The following is a 16,932-nucleotide window of genomic DNA, read 5'->3' as shown; positions in this document are numbered from 1 at the left end:
GCTACGCAAGCTGCGCAGGGACCAGAAAACCCACGGCCAGCGCTTCAGGCCCGATCTAGGCTAGCGACTGTATGGGCTGCGCAAAGCGCGTTTCTACGCTGTGTATATGAACAGGTAAACTTTCAGGGCTTAGCTTGAAATGTCGACCAGGCCCTTCCGAAACGCCTGTTCTTCCTCCCAGCGGCGGCTACAGCCTGAGTGTATGAATGCTAGTTAACAAGGGCCGGTTAACACGCCGGTTAACACGGAATTGCACTCCTGGAGTGAAAAAGGAGACGCTCCTGCTGCGCAAACATTCGACGCCGGTTCAGATGCCTCGGTGGCAGTCAAACCCGACCTGTTGGAAGAGGTATTAAAGGCCAGCAGGGCTACTATGGCTTGGGGCACACAGTTGCGCTCCTTACCTATCGCATGGAATCGTCGGAAAACATCATGGACACTCTCACGCTCGCAAGCATCATCCTGACTCTCTGCTTCGTCTTACTCGGCCTGCTGCTGTATTTCCGGCAGCGCACTAGACAGCACCGCGCCGCCGCGATAGATCAAGGGCAGCTTAGTAGTGACCACACAGTTGATGCGGAGGATCGTGCGTATGCTGAGAATTTTTACTGCATCATGCTGACTGACGGAACCTGTCGCCCCGGCTTCATGATGGACCCGCCGAAACAGGCACCCGATGTACGAAAGCCGGGTGAAAAGTTGCCGCCCGAATCATGAATGCATGGCGGCTTGACTCGGCTTGGGAAGTTCGCCCATTCAGCGAGGCGACCAAAGACATAAGGACCGGCCCTCAATGGCCTTCTGGAAAAAGCCGAAAACAGCCCAGCGGCCAGGAAAATGTATCCTAACATGTATCCCTTGGATTTTATAAACCCGTAAAAGATATACGTATCAGTAGGTTACGAGTCGAGTTCAGGTGACCCCGGCACAAAGCCCCGAGAATCTCAAGATTCTCGGGGCTTTTTCTTGTATCGAAAAATACTGAAGGCCTCGGCACGCTTCCCGTTGCACGTTCACGCTCTCGAGCAAGGCTTTGGTAGCGACCCGGCCACTCCGCAGGGTCACCCCACCGCTAGCCTCGTCCTAGAAGTGCACGCCCGATCAGAATCAACTGCTGCACTGACGATCACCTAAGAGAACGCCCAGAAGTTCAGGCAGCCACTCAGGCTTGAATAGGGATGCGACCTGGTCTTGCATTTCGTTCAAGCTCCACCACTTCCATTTCTGAATGGTGCTCTTTTCTTCTTCGGTCCATTCTGCCGCGAACACGCTCGTGTCCGCTGGGCATTCCACGAGGAAGTACTTCTCCAGCCAGCGCGCCGGTGTCGAGCGTGCTACGGCATATACCTCATCTCTTTCCTTCAGCAGCTTCCCGACTCGAAGCGTTAAACCGGTCTCCTCATACAGCTCCCTTGCTGCTGCATCGGCGTAGCTTTCTCCAGGTTGTAGCTCGCCCCCAGAGGTCGCCCAGAAGGGCGCTTCATGCTCGTCTTTGTACAAGAAAAGTAAAAGGCGTCCATCAGCATCCACGATGAACAATCGAGAGGATCTTCTGACCTGCATTCGTACCTCACTGTCTCCGAGCGAATGCGCCATAACCGACGCGAAGCGCCAGATTACCGCGGTTGGATTCTCGCGTGGCAGACTGGGTCCAGCACTCAGGTCTCGAAGCTTCGCGGCAGCGGCCTTCGACGAACCATGCGATGCGATAAGCGCCGGTTGGGGGCTGCGCCCGTCAATGCTCTATGCTGGTTCAGTCGATCAGCACCGTATCAAGGAGCCTACATGCCCAGCCTGGAATACCTGATTACCTGTCTGGTTGTCGTATTGATACCCGGCGCGGGGGTGATCTATACGGTTTCGAAGGCGCTGATGCACGGCCGTCGCGCCGGTATTCTGGCCGCGACCGCCTGTACGCTCGGGATTCTGCCGCATCTGCTGGCGACCATTCTCGGTGTCGCGGCGATCCTGCATTCCAGTGCGCTGGTCTTCGAGACTCTGTGCTATGCCGGTGCTGCCTACCTGCTCTATCTCGCCTACGCGACCTGGCGTGACCGCTCTGCGCTGGCGGTGGGTGGCGATAGTGAACCACTGAGGGTTCGATCATTGGTTGCGAAGGCGCTGCTGGTCAATCTGCTGAACCCGAAACTGACCATTTTTTTCCTGGCCTTCCTGCCGCAATTCATCCGGCCGGGCGCCGGCGATGAGCTTGGGCAGCTGCTCGTTCTCAGCGCGACTTTCATGCTGATGACATTCGCCATCTTTACTGTCTACGGCCTGCTGGCGCACGCATTTCGCAAGGCGGTCATCGAATCGCAGCGCGTTCAGGCCTGGCTACGCCGGGGCTTCGCGGCATCATTTGCCGGTCTCGGTGTAAACCTGGCCTTGGCCGACAGATGAACCCCCTGGCCTTTGACGCGACCGAGCAAACGCCACGGTAACGGTTCTAGCGTCACCGATCAGGCGGACCGTGCCTCTCTGTATGACGTCGGCACTGAGCAGCCTGAAGGAGCCGTTTTACCGCACTCGATCAAGCGCAATTAAAGCTGGCCTAGCAGAACCCTGCCGCCAGTCCAGCGGGGCGGTCTCACTCACCCATAAATCGCCGGCTCCCGATAGTGCCGGGTGCAGGCCTCGCCATTTTCGCGGAACAGGTGGCACTTGTCGGCCTTGAGGCCAGCAGCGAAGGTCTCGCCCTCGGTGACACGCAGATTGCCGTCGACGCAGAGGGTGATGACGTCCTGCAGGCGCTCCAGGGTGAGGTACAGCAGGTTGTACTGGCCCAGACGCTCGGCCACGGTGATCTGGCCGTGGAAGGTGAAGTCGGCCTCTGCCGGCATGACGAAGTGTTCCGGGCGAATGCCGAGGGTGAGCGGGTCGCCTGGGCTGACAGCGCTGCCGTCCACCGGCAGGGTCAGCGGGTAGCCGCTGGGCAGTTCGATGGTGACGGCTTCAGGACTAGCGGAGATGGCGCGCACCTCGACGAAGTTCATCTGCGGCGAGCCGAGGAAGCCGGCGACGAAACGGTTCTTCGGGTAGTGGTACAGGTGCAGCGGTTGGCCGACCTGGGCGATTTCGCCGGCGTTGAGCACGACGATCTTGTCGGCCAGGGTCATGGCTTCGACCTGGTCGTGGGTCACGTAGATCATGGTGGAGCGGATGCGCTGGTGCAGGCGGGCGATCTCGATGCGCATCTGCACGCGGAGGAAGGCGTCGAGGTTCGACAGCGGTTCGTCGAACAGGAACACCTTCGGCTCGCGGACCATGGTGCGGCCGATGGCGACGCGCTGGCGCTGACCGCCGGAAAGGTCCTTGGGTTTGCGTTCGAGCAGCTTGTCGAGTTGCAGGATTTCCGCGACCGCCTCCACGCGGCGCGCGATCTCGCGCTTGTCGACGCTGGCGAGCTTGAGGCCGAAGGCCATGTTCTCGGCCACGGTCATGTGCGGATAGAGGGCGTAGGACTGAAAGACCATGCCCACCGAGCGATCCTTGGGTGGCAGGTCATTGACCCGCTGGTCGCCGATCAGCAGATCGCCCGAGGTGATGTCCTCCAGTCCGGCGATCAATCGCAGCAGGGTGGATTTGCCGCAACCGGATGGACCGACGAAGACGACGAACTCACCGTCCTCGATTTCCAGGTCGATATGCCGGGTGATCGGCGTACCGTCGTAGCTCTTGCAGATGTCGCGCAGCGTGACACTGGCCATCGTTGTTGTTCTCCGTTGGATGCCGCCATGCACTCTCTATTTGCAGCGGCGGGCTGGCCCACCGCTGCCAACTCGCTTAACCCTCGAGCCGCACGTAGCCGAAACCATGGGCCGGCAGCCGTGCCCATTGCCCATCGTATTCGGCGAAGCTGGCCGGCACGTCCACCAGCGGCACCGCCTGCCCGGGCAGCTCATAGCTGCGCGGCACGTCGCCCAGGTTGAACAGGCACAGCCAGACTTGCTCGCCGAGGCGTCGCTCGAACACCAGCAGGGCGTCGTCATGGTAGACCATGTGGATATCGCCCTCGATCAGCAGGCGCTGCTCACGTCGCCAGCCGAGAAAGCGCCGATAACAGTTGAGCATCGAATGCGGATCGGCTTCCTGCGCCGCCACCGACAGCGAGCGGTGCGAGTCATCCACCGGCAACCACGGCTGGCTCCCGGTAAAGCCGGCATGATGCGCCTCGCTCTGCCACGGCATCGGCGTGCGGCAACCGTCGCGCCCTTTGAATTCCGGCCAGAAGGTAATGCCGTACGGATCGACCAGATCCTCGTAGCGCAGTTCCGCTTCCGGCAGGCCCAGCTCTTCGCCCTGGTACATGCAAACGCTGCCACGCAGTGATAACAACAGTGCCATCAGCAACCGGCCACGCTCCGGGTCGGGTCGGCCATTGAGCGCCCAGCGCGTCATCACCCGGACCACGTCGTGGTTGCCCATGGACCAGCACGACCAACCGTCCGCCAGTTCGCGCTCGATGCCTTCCACGGTGTGGCGGATATAGGCCGGGCTGCACTGCTCGGTGAGCAGGTCGAAGGAATACGCCATGTGCAGCGTATCGCCGCCGCTGGTGTAGGCGGCCATGGTGCGCAGCGACTCGTCGCAGCCGATCTCGGCCACCGAGGAGGCGCCGGGATAGCGCTGCAGCAGGGCACGCAGACGACGGAGGAAATCCATGTTTTCCGGCCGTGTCTTGTCGTAGATGTGGCGCTGGTAGGCGTAAGGGTTGTCGATACGCACACCGATGCTGCCTTCGCGAATCTCGGTATTCGGCGGGTTGTCGCGCAGTTCGGCATCGTGGAAGTAGAAGTTCGCGGCATCCAGGCGGAAACCGTCCACGCCGAGCTTGAGCCAGAACTCCATATCATCGAGCAGCTGATCCTGCACGGCCTGGCAGTGGAAGTTCAGGTCCGGCTGGCTGGAAAGGAAGTTGTGCAGGTAGTACTGCCGGCGCCGGCTGTCCCAGCTCCACGCAGGGCCGCCGAACACCGACAGCCAGTTGTTCGGCACGGTGCCGTCCGGCTTCGGATCGGCCCAGACGTACCAGTCGGCCTTGTCGTTGTCGCGGCTGGAACGGCTTTCGACGAACCACTGATGCTGGTCGGAAGAATGGTTGAGCACCTGATCGATCAGCACACGCATGCCGCGCTCATGACAGGCTTCGACTAGCCGGACGAAGTCGTCGAGGGTGCCGAACAGCGGATCGACGCCGCGGTAGTCGGCGACGTCGTAGCCAAAATCTTTCATCGGCGAAGTGAAGAAGGGCGACAGCCAGATGGCGTCGACGTTGAGGCTGGCAATGTAGTCCAGCTTGTGCAGCACGCCGGGCAGGTCGCCCACGCCGTCGCCGTTGCTGTCGAAGAAACTACGTGGGTAGACCTGATAGATCACCCCGCCGCGCCACCAATTCTGAAGTTGCTCGGACATGCCACGTTACCTATGAGTGACCAGTGAAGATGTGGCCACTCTAGGTGCGGCATCCGGTCGCAACATCCTCCGGCGGCGGGCTGTTGCAGGCGTAAGGGCCGGGCGTAGACCGCCCGCTGGCCGAGGGCGTAGACGGCAACAGCGAGCCGGTCAGCGCATTCGCGCCGGGTTGCCGACCACCGTGGCGCCGGTCGGCACGTCACGGGTGACCACGCTGCCGGCGCCGATCACCGCATCGTCGCCCACCGTCACGCCCGGCAGGATGATCGCCCCACCACCGACCCAGACGTTGCGGCCGATATGGATCGGCCGGCCGAACTCCACGCCCGAACGGCGTGCTTCAGGGTCACGCGGGTGATCGGCGGTGTAGAGCTGCACCGCAGGACCAATCTGCGCACCGGCACCGATATGCACCTCGACCACATCGAGAATCACGCAGTTGAAGTTGAGGAAGGCGCCTTCGCCCAGATGGATGTTGTAGCCGTAGTCGCAGTGGAACGGCGGGCGGATCACCGCGCCGGCACCGACCGCAGCCAGCCGCTCGGCTAGCAGCGCCCGACGCTCGTCCGGCGAGGCCGCCAGCGCTGCGTTGTAGCGCACCATCCAGGCCTTGGCCGCGGCCTGATCGGCGAGAATCTCCGGGTCACCGGGGTAGTACAGCTCGCCGGCCAGCATCTTCTGTTTCTCGCTCATCGCCATGGCAACGCCTCCATCTCTGAAAGCCCGAGGGTGCCACAGCCTGGCGCTGCGCTCCTCCTCCCCCGCCCGGCTGCGAGCGGGCGCGGCGATGGACGGTTCGGCCCGGCGCCTTCGCATCCACCGGCGGGCTCGACTAGGGTTGATGCACTGCCCAATCGCCTCTGGAGCACTGCCTGTGAAATTGATCGGTCGCTACATGTCGCCTTTCGTCCGCCGTGTCGGCATCAGCCTGCATATGTTGGACATACCATTCACCAACGAACCGCTCAGCGTCCTGACGGATAGTCTGAAGATTCGCGAGTACTCGCCGCTGGGTCGCTTGCCCGCGTTGGTGCTGGACGATGGCCAGGTGCTGATCGACAGCAACGCCATCCTCGATTATTTCGATCAGCAGGCGGGCGGCGAGCGCGCACTGCTGCCGCTGTCCGGCCCCCTGCGCAGCGAGGCGATGAACCTGCTGGCCTTCGCCGTCGGTGCCTGCGAGAAAACCGTGGCGGCGTACTACGAACGCGATCGGCGGCCGGAAGGGCTGGTCTGGGACGACTGGTACCGACATTGCGAGGATCAGGCGCGCGGCGCACTGGCATTGTTGGACGCACGCCAGGCCGAGCGCGGCGAGCGGCCCTTGCTGGGCGAGCGTATGAGCCAGGTGGATATCAGCGCGGTGGTCGCCTACGACTTCGCCCGCCTCACCCTGCCCGGCACGCTGGCGCCGGACGGCGCATTCCCCCACCTGGCAGCAGCGTCGCAGCGCGCCAACACCCTGCCCGCCTTCGCTCAGACACAGTGGACGGGCTGAGCGCTAGTCGCCCTGAATCTTGCTCAACAGGTCGCGCGCCAGCTGCACCGCTTCGCTGCGGTGGGTGATGTTGAGCTTCTGGTAGAGGCTGCGGATGTGCGTCTTGATGGTGGTGGGCGCAACGTTGAGGTGATCGGCGATCTGCTCGTTGGACTGCCCGGCGTGGATCAGGCTCAGTACCTGCCATTCGCGCCGGGTCAGCGGTGAGCGGCGGATCAGCTCGGGGACGTCGGGGCGATTGATGATGTCCTGGATCACCGCCTCGTCGAGGGTGATGCGGATGGCGCGGCTGAAGTCGCGCTGCTGCTGCGCCAGCTGGATCAGCCGCGTGGCGCGCTGGGCTTCCGGTTCGTCGAGGGTGCGCTCGTGCAACAGGCACTTGAGCATGCCGATGATCGGCTTGCCGACCCGCAGGAAGCTGCCGACGGCGCCGCTGCCGCTGGCCAGGGTCATGGCCCGTTGCAGGTGATCCAGCGCCTGCTGGCGTTCTTCACGCAGCCAGTGCAGCTGCGCCAGAAGGATGTGGTTACGGTTGCGATCCATCACCAGGCCGTGGCGCTCGGCATCGGTCAGCAACTGGCGCAGGATCGGCAACGCGCTGTCCAGCTGCCCCAGCGCCACGTGGGCACGGGCATGGTTGCGCGCATTGAGCTGGGAGAAGTGGTTGGCGCCGGCGCTGACCGGCGGCGCGCTTATCAGCCATTGGCGAATCGCCTCACGATCCTGGCTGGAATCCCAGTAGGCGAGCATCACCGCATGGGCATTGGCCAACCAGTCGATGTGGTAGCGGTCGTCGGCAAGCATCGTCTGCATCTGGCTGATGTAGTCGGCACAGGCGCTCTGCTGACCGCGGGCGTAGGCGACGCCGGCCAGCAGTGCGTGGCTCTGCAGACGCCAGCGCTGGTCGCCGAGTTCGTCGAGAATCTGGATGCCCTGCAGCGCGCATTGCTCGGCAGCATCCAGCTGATGCCATTCCAGCAGCACCTGGCCACGCACCCGGTAGATGAACTCGACGATCGGCGTGGCCTGCAGGTTCTGCTGTTCGATGTACTGGATGGCCCGTTCCTGCAGGGTGTAGGCCTTCTGCAGATGGCCCTGGGCGATGGCGATCTCCGATAGCTGGCCGAGGCTCCAGACCACCAGATGCGAGGCGTTGATCTCGCGGGCTCGGCGTTCGGCTTCCTCGTACTGCTTCTGCGCCTGCGGCAGTGCACCCTGGACGAAATGCACCTCGGCCAGGCCGGACATCGCCGCCACGCGCGAGGTGCGCATGATCAGCGGCTCGCAGGTCAGCGCCTCCTGGGCCAGGGCGATGGCGCGCTGCTCGTCGCCCTGGTTCATTGCCACCTGCGCGCGCACTGCGTTGAACTCGCAGACGATGCGCGCCCAGTCCTGCTCCGAGCAGCTGCGCTGCAGGGCCAGTTCGGCGGCCTTGAACCAGCGCTCGACGTGATCGAACTGGTAGGAGTTCTGTGACACCCAGGCCTGCAGGAGAGTGAGCAGCGCCGAGCCGGCGATCACCGGCTCCGGCAGGGTTTCCAGGCACTGCTGCAGCAACCCGAGACGCCCCTGACGATAGAAGGCACGCCCGTGGCGCTGCAGGATTTCCGCGACCTGCTGCGGGTCGCCGGCCTGCACCGCGTGCCGCGCGGCTTCCTCGGGCATGCCCTCGGCCAGCAACGCCTCGGCGGCGCGCAGATGCAACTGGTTGACCCGCTGCGGCTGGTGGGTGCGCAGCTCGCCCTGCAGGAACACGGCGAACAACGGGTGATAGCTGTACCAGCGGCGCAGGCTGTCCAGCGGCTGGATGAACAGGCCGCCGCGTTCGAGCCGTTCGAGCATCTCGCGGCCGTGGCAGGCTTCGGTCAGGCGGTCGGCCAGCGCCGCATCGAAGCGGTCGAGCAGGCAGGTCGCCTCGAGAAAGCCGCGCAGGTCTTGCGGCAGGCCGTCGATCACCTGTTCGCGCATGTAGTCGCGGATATCCGGGTGGCCGAGCAGCAGGTTTTCCAGGAACAGGTCCATGCCACGGCTGGTCTGCACTTCCTGCAGCGCCAGCTGCAGTGCGCAGGGCCAGCCACCGATGCGACGGTTGAGCCGCTCGACCTGCTCGCGGTTGATGTTTACCGGCACGCCCAGTTCCAGCAGGGCCTGCACCTCGTCGTCCTCGAACGCCAGCTGGCGGGCATCGAGCAGCAGCAGCTGATGCTTGACCCGCAGTTCGGCCACGCCCAGCTCCGGCAGCCGGCGGCTGCACACCAGCAGGGTCATCCAGCTCGGCATGTGCCGCAGGAAGAAGCGCAGCCCGGCGATCAGCTCACGCTCGTGCAGCACTTCGAATTCGTCGAGCACGATCAGGATTGCCTCGTGCTCGCCCGGCAGTTCGGCCAGCAGCTGGGTGAACAGCGCATCCAGCGAGACCTGGCCCTGCTCGGCGAGTGCCGCGGACAGCGGGCAACCGGCATCGAGCTGGCGGTCCAGCGCCTGGGTGAGGTAGCGGCCGAACTGCAGCGCCAGGTTATCGCTGGCATGCAGCTGCAGCCAGGCGACGCGGCCATCGAAGGCCCGCGCCCATTGCGCGGCCAGGGTGGTTTTGCCGAAGCCGCTGGCGGCGTGCAGTACGGCCAGGCGTACCTGCGGCAGGCGCAGCTGCCACTCGTCCAGTCGTGGGCGTTCGAGCAGGCCCGGCGGCAGCACGGGGATCGCCAGCTTGGTGGGGATCAGCGGCAGCAAGGCTGGCATCGAGGCATTCATGGACGGCTCCCTGTTCTCGTTATTGTTCTCGTCGTGGCCTGGCGCACCGGCTCGCATGGCGTCCGCTCCCCGGTCTGGCGCCCTGTTTCGCTACATCCTTCAGCCCTTCACGCCGCCCGCGGTAAGACCGCCAACGATCCACTTCTGGCAGTAGAGGAACACCCCGGTGATGGGTATCCCGGAAAGCACCGCCGCCGCGGCGAAATCGCCCCACAGATAGTTCTGCGGATACAGGTACTGCTGGGCGCCCACCGACAGAGTGAGTTTGTCGACGTCCATCAGCAGCACCGAGGCGATGGGGTACTCGGTGACGCTGGTGATGAAGGCGAGGATGAACACCACCGCCAGGATCGGCACGCTCATCGGCAGCAGGATATGAAAGAACGCCTGCCAGGTGGTCGCGCCATCGACGATAGCGGCCTCCTCCAGCGAGGCATCGATGCTCTCGAAGTAACCCTTGATGGTCCAGATGTGCAGTGCCATGCCGCCCAGCGAGGCGACGATCACCGCGCCGTGGCTGTTCACCCCGAGCCAGCTGACGTGCTGGCCGAGCTGGTCGAACAGCGCGTAGATGGCCACCAGCGAGAGCACCGGCGGGAACATCTGGAAGATCAGCATGCTCTTCAGGATCGGCGCCTTGCCGCCGAAACGCATGCGCGCGAAAGCGTAGGCGCTGGTGGTCGACAGGAGCAGGATCAGCACCGAGCTGGCCAGGGCGATTTTTACCGAATTCCACAGCCACAACAGCACCGGGAATGGCGGCTGGGTGACGCTGCCGTCGTCATGGGTGTAGGGGATGCCGAGAGCCAGCGACCAGTGCTCCAGGGTCGGATTGTCCGGAAACAGGCTGCCGGTGGCGAAGTTGCCTTCGCGGAAGGAAATCGAGATCACCATCAGCAGCGGAAAGAGGATCACCGCCACCAACGCCAGCAGCGCCGCGTGGGTTGCCCACAGCCGGTAACGGGCGGATCTGGGTTGCACCATGGCCATGTGGGTCTCCTTATACCTTCACTTTCGAGAGTTTGAGGTTGAGCAGCGCCATGGCGCCCACCAGCAGGAAGATCATCGTGGCAATCGCCGCGGCCAGGGCAAAGTCCTGCCCGGAATCCTGGAAGGCGATGCGGTAGGTGTAGCTCACCAGCAGGTCCGTGGTGCCGGCCGGGGTGGTCGCACCGATGATGTCCGGGCCACCGCGGGTCAACAGGGTGATGAGCACGAAGTTGTTGAAGTTGAAGGCGAAGCTTGCGATCAGCAGCGGCATCAGCGGCTTGATCAGTTGCGGCAGGGTGATGCGCAGCAGGTTGTCCAGCGGACTGGCGCCGTCGATGGCCGAAGCCTCGTATTGGTCCCGCGGGATCGCCTGCAGGAGGCCCATGCACAGCAGCAGCATGTAGGGGTAACCGAGCCAGGTATTGACGATGAGGATCATCGTGCGCGCCAGGGCCGGGTCGCTGAACCAGTCCGGGCGCATGCCGAACAGACTGTCGAGCAGCAGGTTGATCTCGCCGAAGTTCTGGTTGAACAGGCCGCGGAACACCAGAATGGAAATGAATGCCGGCACCGCATACGGCAGGATCAGCATCAGCCGGTAGAACGCCTTGCCGCGCACCAGCTCCCATTGCAGCAGGCTGGCCAGCACCAGACCGACCGCGAGGGTGAAGACCACCGTGAGGCCGGCGAAGGCGAAGGTCCAGGCGAATATCTGCATGAAAGGTTCGCGGATGCTCGGTTCGGTCAGCACCCGGGAAAAGTTGGCGAAGCCGGTGAACACGGTAAAGCCCGGTGGCACCGCCTTGCCCGTCTCGTCGACATAGAAGCCGCGCTCCATATCGGCGGTCAAGCGCGCGCCGCTGCGGGTGTCGACCAGTACGCCGGGGCCATCCTGACGATAGACGGGTTGCACGGCGGCGACTTCACGCAATCCGTACAGGCGCAGCAGGCTGCCATCCGGCACCTGCATCACCCATTGCTCCAGGGCCTTGCGCCGCTGAATCACCTCGCGCAACGCCAGCGCATCGCCCAGCCCCTCGACGCTTTCGGCCGGCTGCAGGAGCAGCGGCGATTCGGCGTCAGGCTCGCCGGTCAACGGCGGGCTGACGAACACGCCCTGCTCGCCCTTGTCGATGCGCAGGCGCTCGCCCTCCGGGCTCGGGTGCAGACTGAAGCGGAAGCGCTCGCCGGCGAGGTAGGTCTGGCTCAGGTGATACTGCTCGACCTGGGCCTGACTCAGCAGATTGGTGCCACTGTAGTTGGTGAAGCCGATGCCCACCGTATAGAGCAGTGGAAAGATCACGAAAACCAGCATGCCCGCCACCGACGGGAAGATGTAGCGCTGCGCGTACATGCGCCGGTTGATGAACAGATAGCTGGCGATGCCGGTGACCACCAGCCCGAGCAGAGCGAAGGCCATCTGCTTCTGGACGTAGAGCGCGACCACCAGATACAGCGCGAACGCGTTGAAGGCCAGCCAAAGCAGCCAGCGCAGGCCAGTGGTCAGGGAGCGGGGCAGGCCCCGGGGAGTCGAACGGGTCATGGCAGGGCTGGGCAACTCGGCACGGGCATTCACGGGAGAAGAACCTTTATGAACGGAGCTTAGTCTGCCGGCGCGCCTGTGCAGGCGGCCGGCGAGCGGTTCAACGGGTGATGCGCTTGGCGGCATCGTCCAGGGCGGCGTCGACATCCTGTCGACCGGAAGAGATGTTGGTCAGCGCGGCAGCCATAGCAGACCAGAACGCCCCCATCTCCGGCACGTTGGGCATCGGCTCGCCCATCTGGGCGTTCTCGAAGGTCGCCTTGATGTGCGGGTTGGCAGACAGCTCTTCCATGTAGGCGGTATTGGCCACGGCACCCAGCGGCACGTCGGCATTCACCGTCTTCAGACCCTCGACCTGCAGCAGGTAGTTCTCGAGGAATTCCACGGCCAGGTCCTTGTTCGGGCTGGCCGCATTGAGCAGCGCCGCGGCGACACCGACGAAGGGCTTGCTCGGCTCGCCATCGACCGCAGGGATCGGTGCCACGCCGAAGTCGATGCCGCTTTTCTCGATGTTCGACCAGGCCCAGGGGCCGCTGATCATCATCGCCGAGTCACCCTTGTTGAAGGCCGCTTCGGCCACGCTGTAATCCGCGCCCTTGGGCATCACGCCCTTGTCGATCAGATCGCGCAGCACCTGCGCGCCGGCCTTGGCGCCGGCGTTGTTCACCCCGGTGGATTTGACGTCGTAGCCGCCGTCGGTCTGCTCGAACACGTAGCCGCCCTTGGCCGAAAGCAGCGGCCAGGTGAAGTAGGTGTTGTTGTAGTCCCAGAGGATGGCGCGCTTGCCCTGAGCGGAGAGCTTCTCGTTGAGCGCGAGGACGTCATCGAAGGTCTTGGGCGGCGTGTCCACCAGCGCCTTGTTGTAGATCAGGCCGATGGTTTCCACCGAAATCGGATAGCCCCACAGCTTGTTGTCGTAGGTCACCGCCTGCCAGGAGAAGTCGGCGATGCCCGACTTGGTCTCGGCGCTGGGGGTGACGGGAGTGAGCAGGCCGCTCTTGGCCCATTCGCCGATGCGGTCGTGGGCCCAGATAAAGATGTCCGGGCCGTTGCCGGTGGCGGCTGCCTGCTGGAACTTGTCGGTGGCGCTGTCGGGGTGGGCCACTTCGACGGGAATGCCGGTTTCGGCGGTGAACTTCTTGCCGACTTCGGCGAGGCCTTTATAGCCCTTGTCGCCGTTGATCCAGACGACCAGCTTGCCTTCCTCGATCGCCGCCAGCGCCGGTAGCGGCAGGCTGAAGGTGGCCGCCAGGCCGACGGTGGCGATACACCAGAATTTCTTGTTCATGCTTCGCTTTCCTCGTGGCTTCTTATTAGTTGTTCCACCTGCTGCCGGCCTGAGGCTCTGGCAGTCGTTCCATCCTCGGCGCGTCCTGTGCCATGTGCATCCTCCTCCCCGAGGGGGCGGAGGGCGTAGAAGCGGGGCGTAGATCAGCCGTCGCAACGGCACAAAATACGCCATCAGTCTGGGGTTTACGCCTATACCCGGCTGCCAACGCGCGGTCAAATGTAGCGAAAAAGCATAATGGAGCCACATTTTGATGCGCGCCCACCGGTTATCCGCCCTGCCGCTACTGTTCGGCCTCGCCCTGCCCTTGTCCGGCCTCGCCGCTCCCGAGCTGAGCGTTCGCCTGAACGACCAGCCGCTGTCACCGAGCTGGAACGCCTTGGCAGCCGATCGCTACGACACACTGCTGGAACTCGAACCCGGTCGGCTGCACCTGGTGATGCCGCAAGCAGGCGTCGAAAACACCGCGCTTGCGCCGTTCCGTCGTCAGCCGCTTGGCAAAGACAGCGCCTACCGCTACGAAGTGCCCGAGGCCGGACGCTATCGCTTGATCGTCGAGACCGGCGCCTCAGCGGCGCTGCGTCTGCTGCCGATCAAGGCCGCCGAGCCGAAGACGGCTGTGCCGGTCTGCCGGGTCTGGGACGGCGGCGCGGTGAACGTGGCGGTTGGCGACGTGTTCCGCGATGGCCAGACCCTGCGCGATGCGCTATCCGGCGCTACGGCGGACGTGCGCGACGGCCAGGTGACATTGCAACCCGCCGCCGGCAGCGATGGCCTCTTGCTGCTCGAAGCCGCCGAGCCGGCCAAACCGGCACTGCGCGACTGGCGCAACGCGATCGTCTACTTCGTGCTCACCGACCGCTTCGCCAATGGCGATCCAGGCAACGACCGCAGCTATGGCCGCGAGCCGGATGGCGCCGAGGAGGTCGGCACCTTCCACGGCGGCGATCTCAAGGGGCTGACCGAGCGGCTCGACCATATCGCCAGCCTCGGCGTCGATGCGCTGTGGATCAGCGCACCCTACGAGCAGATCCACGGCTGGGTCGGCGGCGGCGATGGCGGCGACTTCCGCCACTACGGCTACCACGGCTACTACGCCCTGGATTTCACCCAGCTCGACGCCAACATGGGCAGCGAGGACGACCTGCGCGCGCTGATCCGCGCCGCCCATGCCCGCGGCATCCGCGTGTTGTTCGACGTGGTGCTGAACCATCCTGGCTATTCGACCCTGCAGGACATGCAGCAACAGGGCTTCGGCGCCCTGCGCGACGGCATGGCCGAGTACCTACCCGAGCAATGGAGCACCTGGCAGCCGGAGCCGCACGAGAATCTGCACGCCTACCACAACCTGGTGGACTACGAGCATCCGAGCTGGGCCGCCTGGTGGGGCCGCGACTGGGTGCGGGCGGGCATCGCCGATTACGACACACCGCCCAGTAGCACGGTCGATCCGCTCAAGGGCTCGCTGGCCTTTCTGCCGGATTTCCGTACCGAATCCGAGGCGGTCGTCGCGCTGCCCGAGTTTCTCGCGCGCAAGGCGCAGACCCGTGCCGAGCCGCGCGAGGGCTATCGCGTGCGCGACTACCTGATCGAATGGCTGACACTCTGGGTCCGCGAATACGGTGTTGATGGTTTCCGTGCCGACACCGTCAAGCATGTCGAGCCATCGACCTGGGCCGAATTGCGCGCCGCTGCCGAGCGCGCCCGCGCCGACTGGGCCCGCGCCAACCCGGACGATCCCATGGCCGACGAGCCGTTCTGGATGGTCGGCGAAGTGTTTGGCCATGGACCGCAGGCCAGCGACTACCTGAACCAGGGCTTCGACGCGCTGATCAACTTCGACTTCCAGGAACAGGCCGTGGCCGCCAGCGATTGCCTCGCGGCCGCCGAACCCAGCTACGCCGACTATGCCCGGCGCCTGGCCGAGACGCCCAGCCACAACCTACTGAGCTACGCCTCGTCCCACGACACGGCGCTGTTCAATCAGCTGGCCAAGGGCGACCTGACCCGCCAGCGCGGCCTCGCCGCCGCCCTGCTGCTGGCGCCCGGCGCGGTGCAGATCTATTACGGCGACGAAAGCGCCCGCACCTTCGGTGCCAGCGGTTCGGACCCGTATCAGGGCACGCGCAGCCCGATGAACTGGGCCGAGCACGAACGCCCCGAAGTTGCCGCACTGATCGAGCACTGGCAGCGAATCGGCCGGTTCCGTGCGCGCCATCCGGCGATCGGCGCGGGTGAACATCGACTGCTTTCGCCCGGCCAGCCTTATGCCTTCGCTCGTGAACTGGGCGAGGACAAGGTCATCGTGGTGCAGGCCCGATGAGTGCCGCCTCGCTGACCGCAGCGGCGCGGCGTCAGGCCCAGCTGGCCTTTCTCGCCAGCGGCACCGAGTTTCGCCTGGGCCGCGCCGAGGATTGCCCGTTGCCGCCGGAACAGCTGGCGGCGGTGCGCGGCGACGAGCCCTGGGTGCGTGCCTGCCTCGACGACGGTCTGACTGCGCGCGTCTACCGCGTGGAGCTGGCCGGCCACGACTGGGCGCTGAAGGTCGCCCGGCGGCCCTGTCGTGTGCAGAACCCCGATGGCCAGACGAGCTTTCTCAACGAGCTGCAGCGCCGCCGCGACCTTGCCCGGCTGATGCGCACGCCGGAGCAGGCCGAACGCCTGGCCGGCATCGTGCCGACGCAGTACGCCTCGCTGCAGCAGGGCATCGTGTTGTCGCCCTGGGTCGAGGGCGAGCGCATCGAGCGCTGGGACGAGCGCCAGCTCGTCGAGCTGTTCGACCTGCTGATCGTCTTGGTGCTGGCTGGCCTGTTCGAGTGGGATCTGGCGCCGGGCAACACTCTGGACGATGGCCGCATCCGCCTGTTCGATTTCGGCTACCTCTACCCCTTCGACCCGCTGCGTCAGTACAACAGCGACGGCCTGGCCTCGCCTGGCTTTCATCCCGCCGAACGTTTCGAGACACGGCAGATGTTTGCCTGCCTGCTGCGTATGGAGCAGCAAAGCGAGACATGGGCACTGGCCGATTTCGAGCTGGAGAAACGCATCGCGCTGGATGCCTACCAGCGGTTGCATCGAGAGCTGACTGGCCGCGGCGCAAGCGAAACGGTATTGGACTGGCTGAGCGGCCTGATGCGTCGCTGGCGCAACGCGCTGGCTGGCGATCTGGGCGGGCTGTACCTGCAGGAAGCCTGGCGCTCGCACTGGCTGGACGTGAAGGACGACCTCAGCGGACAGAGCTGCACGCCACTGACCCTGCAGCGCCTGGCCTGGCTCCGGGATAAAGCCACCACCCAACATGCCGAGCTGCTCGCCAGCGGTGCGCTGGGCAACGAACGAAACCCCGGCCGCGATGCCCTTCTCGATGAGCTGCGCCAGGCCGAAGCCCTGGCGATTCGCTGGCAGCTGGGCGATACGCAGAATGCTGGATAGTCTTGAGTGGCGCGGGCC

At 64.5% G+C, this 16,932-nt stretch carries 13 protein-coding genes; 5 read left to right on the top strand and 8 right to left on the bottom strand.

What is annotated here, in order from left to right; all coding sequences use genetic code 11:
- The first annotated feature begins 432 nt into the window (after window positions 1-432).
- Window positions 433-717, top strand: a complete 285-nt coding sequence (locus CW305_RS23100; protein WP_104099107.1) for a hypothetical protein — start codon at window positions 433-435, stop codon at window positions 715-717.
- A 390-nt stretch (window positions 718-1,107) separates the two neighbouring features.
- Here the strand turns inward: CW305_RS23100 and CW305_RS23095 are convergent, their stop codons facing one another.
- Entirely contained in the window at window positions 1,108-1,563 is a 456-nt protein-coding gene (locus CW305_RS23095; protein ID WP_104099106.1) for an NUDIX hydrolase, read from the bottom strand.
- A 222-nt stretch (window positions 1,564-1,785) separates the two neighbouring features.
- Here CW305_RS23095 and CW305_RS23090 point away from each other — a divergent pair, with 222 nt between their 5' ends.
- Entirely contained in the window at window positions 1,786-2,400 is a 615-nt protein-coding gene (locus CW305_RS23090; RefSeq protein WP_014819198.1) for a LysE family translocator, read from the top strand.
- Between the two features lie 191 nt (window positions 2,401-2,591).
- On the opposite strand, the gene malK is transcribed toward CW305_RS23090, so the two are convergent.
- From malK to CW305_RS23075, 3 genes are all read right to left on the bottom strand, one after another.
- Window positions 2,592-3,707: a maltose/maltodextrin ABC transporter ATP-binding protein MalK gene (malK, locus tag CW305_RS23085; RefSeq protein ID WP_014819197.1), complete on the bottom strand. Its 1,116-nt coding sequence runs from the start codon at window positions 3,705-3,707 to the stop codon at window positions 2,592-2,594.
- Between the two features lie 76 nt (window positions 3,708-3,783).
- Window positions 3,784-5,412 carry an alpha-glucosidase gene (locus CW305_RS23080; RefSeq protein ID WP_104099105.1) on the bottom strand — a complete coding sequence of 543 codons (1,629 nt, stop codon included), beginning with the start codon at window positions 5,410-5,412 and terminating at the stop codon, window positions 3,784-3,786.
- Between the two features lie 150 nt (window positions 5,413-5,562).
- Window positions 5,563-6,111 (bottom strand): sugar O-acetyltransferase, encoded by a 549-nt coding sequence (locus CW305_RS23075; protein WP_102832645.1) that lies wholly within the window; start codon window positions 6,109-6,111, stop codon window positions 5,563-5,565.
- Window positions 6,112-6,286: 175 nt separating this feature from the next.
- Between CW305_RS23075 and CW305_RS23070 the strand changes: the two genes are divergently transcribed.
- Entirely contained in the window at window positions 6,287-6,910 is a 624-nt protein-coding gene (locus CW305_RS23070; protein ID WP_104099104.1) for a glutathione S-transferase family protein, read from the top strand.
- A gap of 3 nt (window positions 6,911-6,913) precedes the next feature.
- Here the strand turns inward: CW305_RS23070 and malT are convergent, their stop codons facing one another.
- The 4 genes from malT to malE form a co-directional block, all read right to left on the bottom strand.
- Window positions 6,914-9,661, bottom strand: coding sequence for an HTH-type transcriptional regulator MalT (gene malT / locus CW305_RS23065; protein WP_104099103.1), 2,748 nt, complete (start codon window positions 9,659-9,661; stop codon window positions 6,914-6,916).
- Window positions 9,662-9,760: 99 nt separating this feature from the next.
- A complete protein-coding gene (gene malG / locus CW305_RS23060; protein WP_104099102.1) occupies window positions 9,761-10,651 on the bottom strand; it encodes a maltose ABC transporter permease MalG in 891 nt (296 codons plus the stop codon).
- A 10-nt stretch (window positions 10,652-10,661) separates the two neighbouring features.
- Window positions 10,662-12,227 (bottom strand): maltose ABC transporter permease MalF, encoded by a 1,566-nt coding sequence (malF, locus tag CW305_RS23055; RefSeq protein ID WP_181063937.1) that lies wholly within the window; start codon window positions 12,225-12,227, stop codon window positions 10,662-10,664.
- 67 nt (window positions 12,228-12,294) lie between these two features.
- A complete protein-coding gene (gene malE / locus CW305_RS23050; protein WP_104099101.1) occupies window positions 12,295-13,482 on the bottom strand; it encodes a maltose/maltodextrin ABC transporter substrate-binding protein MalE in 1,188 nt (395 codons plus the stop codon).
- A 253-nt stretch (window positions 13,483-13,735) separates the two neighbouring features.
- Here malE and CW305_RS23045 point away from each other — a divergent pair, with 253 nt between their 5' ends.
- Entirely contained in the window at window positions 13,736-15,805 is a 2,070-nt protein-coding gene (locus tag CW305_RS23045; RefSeq protein ID WP_104099100.1) for an alpha-amylase, read from the top strand.
- Entirely contained in the window at window positions 15,802-16,914 is a 1,113-nt protein-coding gene (locus CW305_RS23040; protein ID WP_090522334.1) for a protein kinase family protein, read from the top strand. Before CW305_RS23045 ends, CW305_RS23040 begins: the two co-directional genes overlap by 4 nt.
- Window positions 16,915-16,932 lie beyond the last annotated feature (18 nt).

This window comes from Stutzerimonas kunmingensis (assembly GCF_002929225.1).
Lineage (GTDB): Bacteria > Pseudomonadota > Gammaproteobacteria > Pseudomonadales > Pseudomonadaceae > Stutzerimonas.
The sequence above is the reverse complement of the archived record's forward strand: the minus strand, read 5'-3'. Positions and strand labels throughout refer to the sequence as shown.

What these genes read in the sequence shown, in the direction of transcription:
- CW305_RS23100 (WP_104099107.1), top strand. Translation starts at nt 433, where the DNA reads ATGGACACTCTCACGCTCGCAAGCATCATCCTGACTCTCTGCTTCGTC.
- malK (WP_014819197.1), bottom strand. Translation starts at nt 3,707, where the DNA reads ATGGCCAGTGTCACGCTGCGCGACATCTGCAAGAGCTACGACGGTACG.
- malT (WP_104099103.1), bottom strand. Translation starts at nt 9,661, where the DNA reads ATGAATGCCTCGATGCCAGCCTTGCTGCCGCTGATCCCCACCAAGCTG.
- CW305_RS23095 (WP_104099106.1), bottom strand. Translation starts at nt 1,563, where the DNA reads ATGCAGGTCAGAAGATCCTCTCGATTGTTCATCGTGGATGCTGATGGA.
- CW305_RS23045 (WP_104099100.1), top strand. Translation starts at nt 13,736, where the DNA reads ATGCGCGCCCACCGGTTATCCGCCCTGCCGCTACTGTTCGGCCTCGCC.
- CW305_RS23090 (WP_014819198.1), top strand. Translation starts at nt 1,786, where the DNA reads ATGCCCAGCCTGGAATACCTGATTACCTGTCTGGTTGTCGTATTGATA.
- malE (WP_104099101.1), bottom strand. Translation starts at nt 13,482, where the DNA reads ATGAACAAGAAATTCTGGTGTATCGCCACCGTCGGCCTGGCGGCCACC.
- malG (WP_104099102.1), bottom strand. Translation starts at nt 10,651, where the DNA reads ATGGCCATGGTGCAACCCAGATCCGCCCGTTACCGGCTGTGGGCAACC.
- CW305_RS23080 (WP_104099105.1), bottom strand. Translation starts at nt 5,412, where the DNA reads ATGTCCGAGCAACTTCAGAATTGGTGGCGCGGCGGGGTGATCTATCAG.
- CW305_RS23075 (WP_102832645.1), bottom strand. Translation starts at nt 6,111, where the DNA reads ATGGCGATGAGCGAGAAACAGAAGATGCTGGCCGGCGAGCTGTACTAC.
- CW305_RS23040 (WP_090522334.1), top strand. Translation starts at nt 15,802, where the DNA reads ATGAGTGCCGCCTCGCTGACCGCAGCGGCGCGGCGTCAGGCCCAGCTG.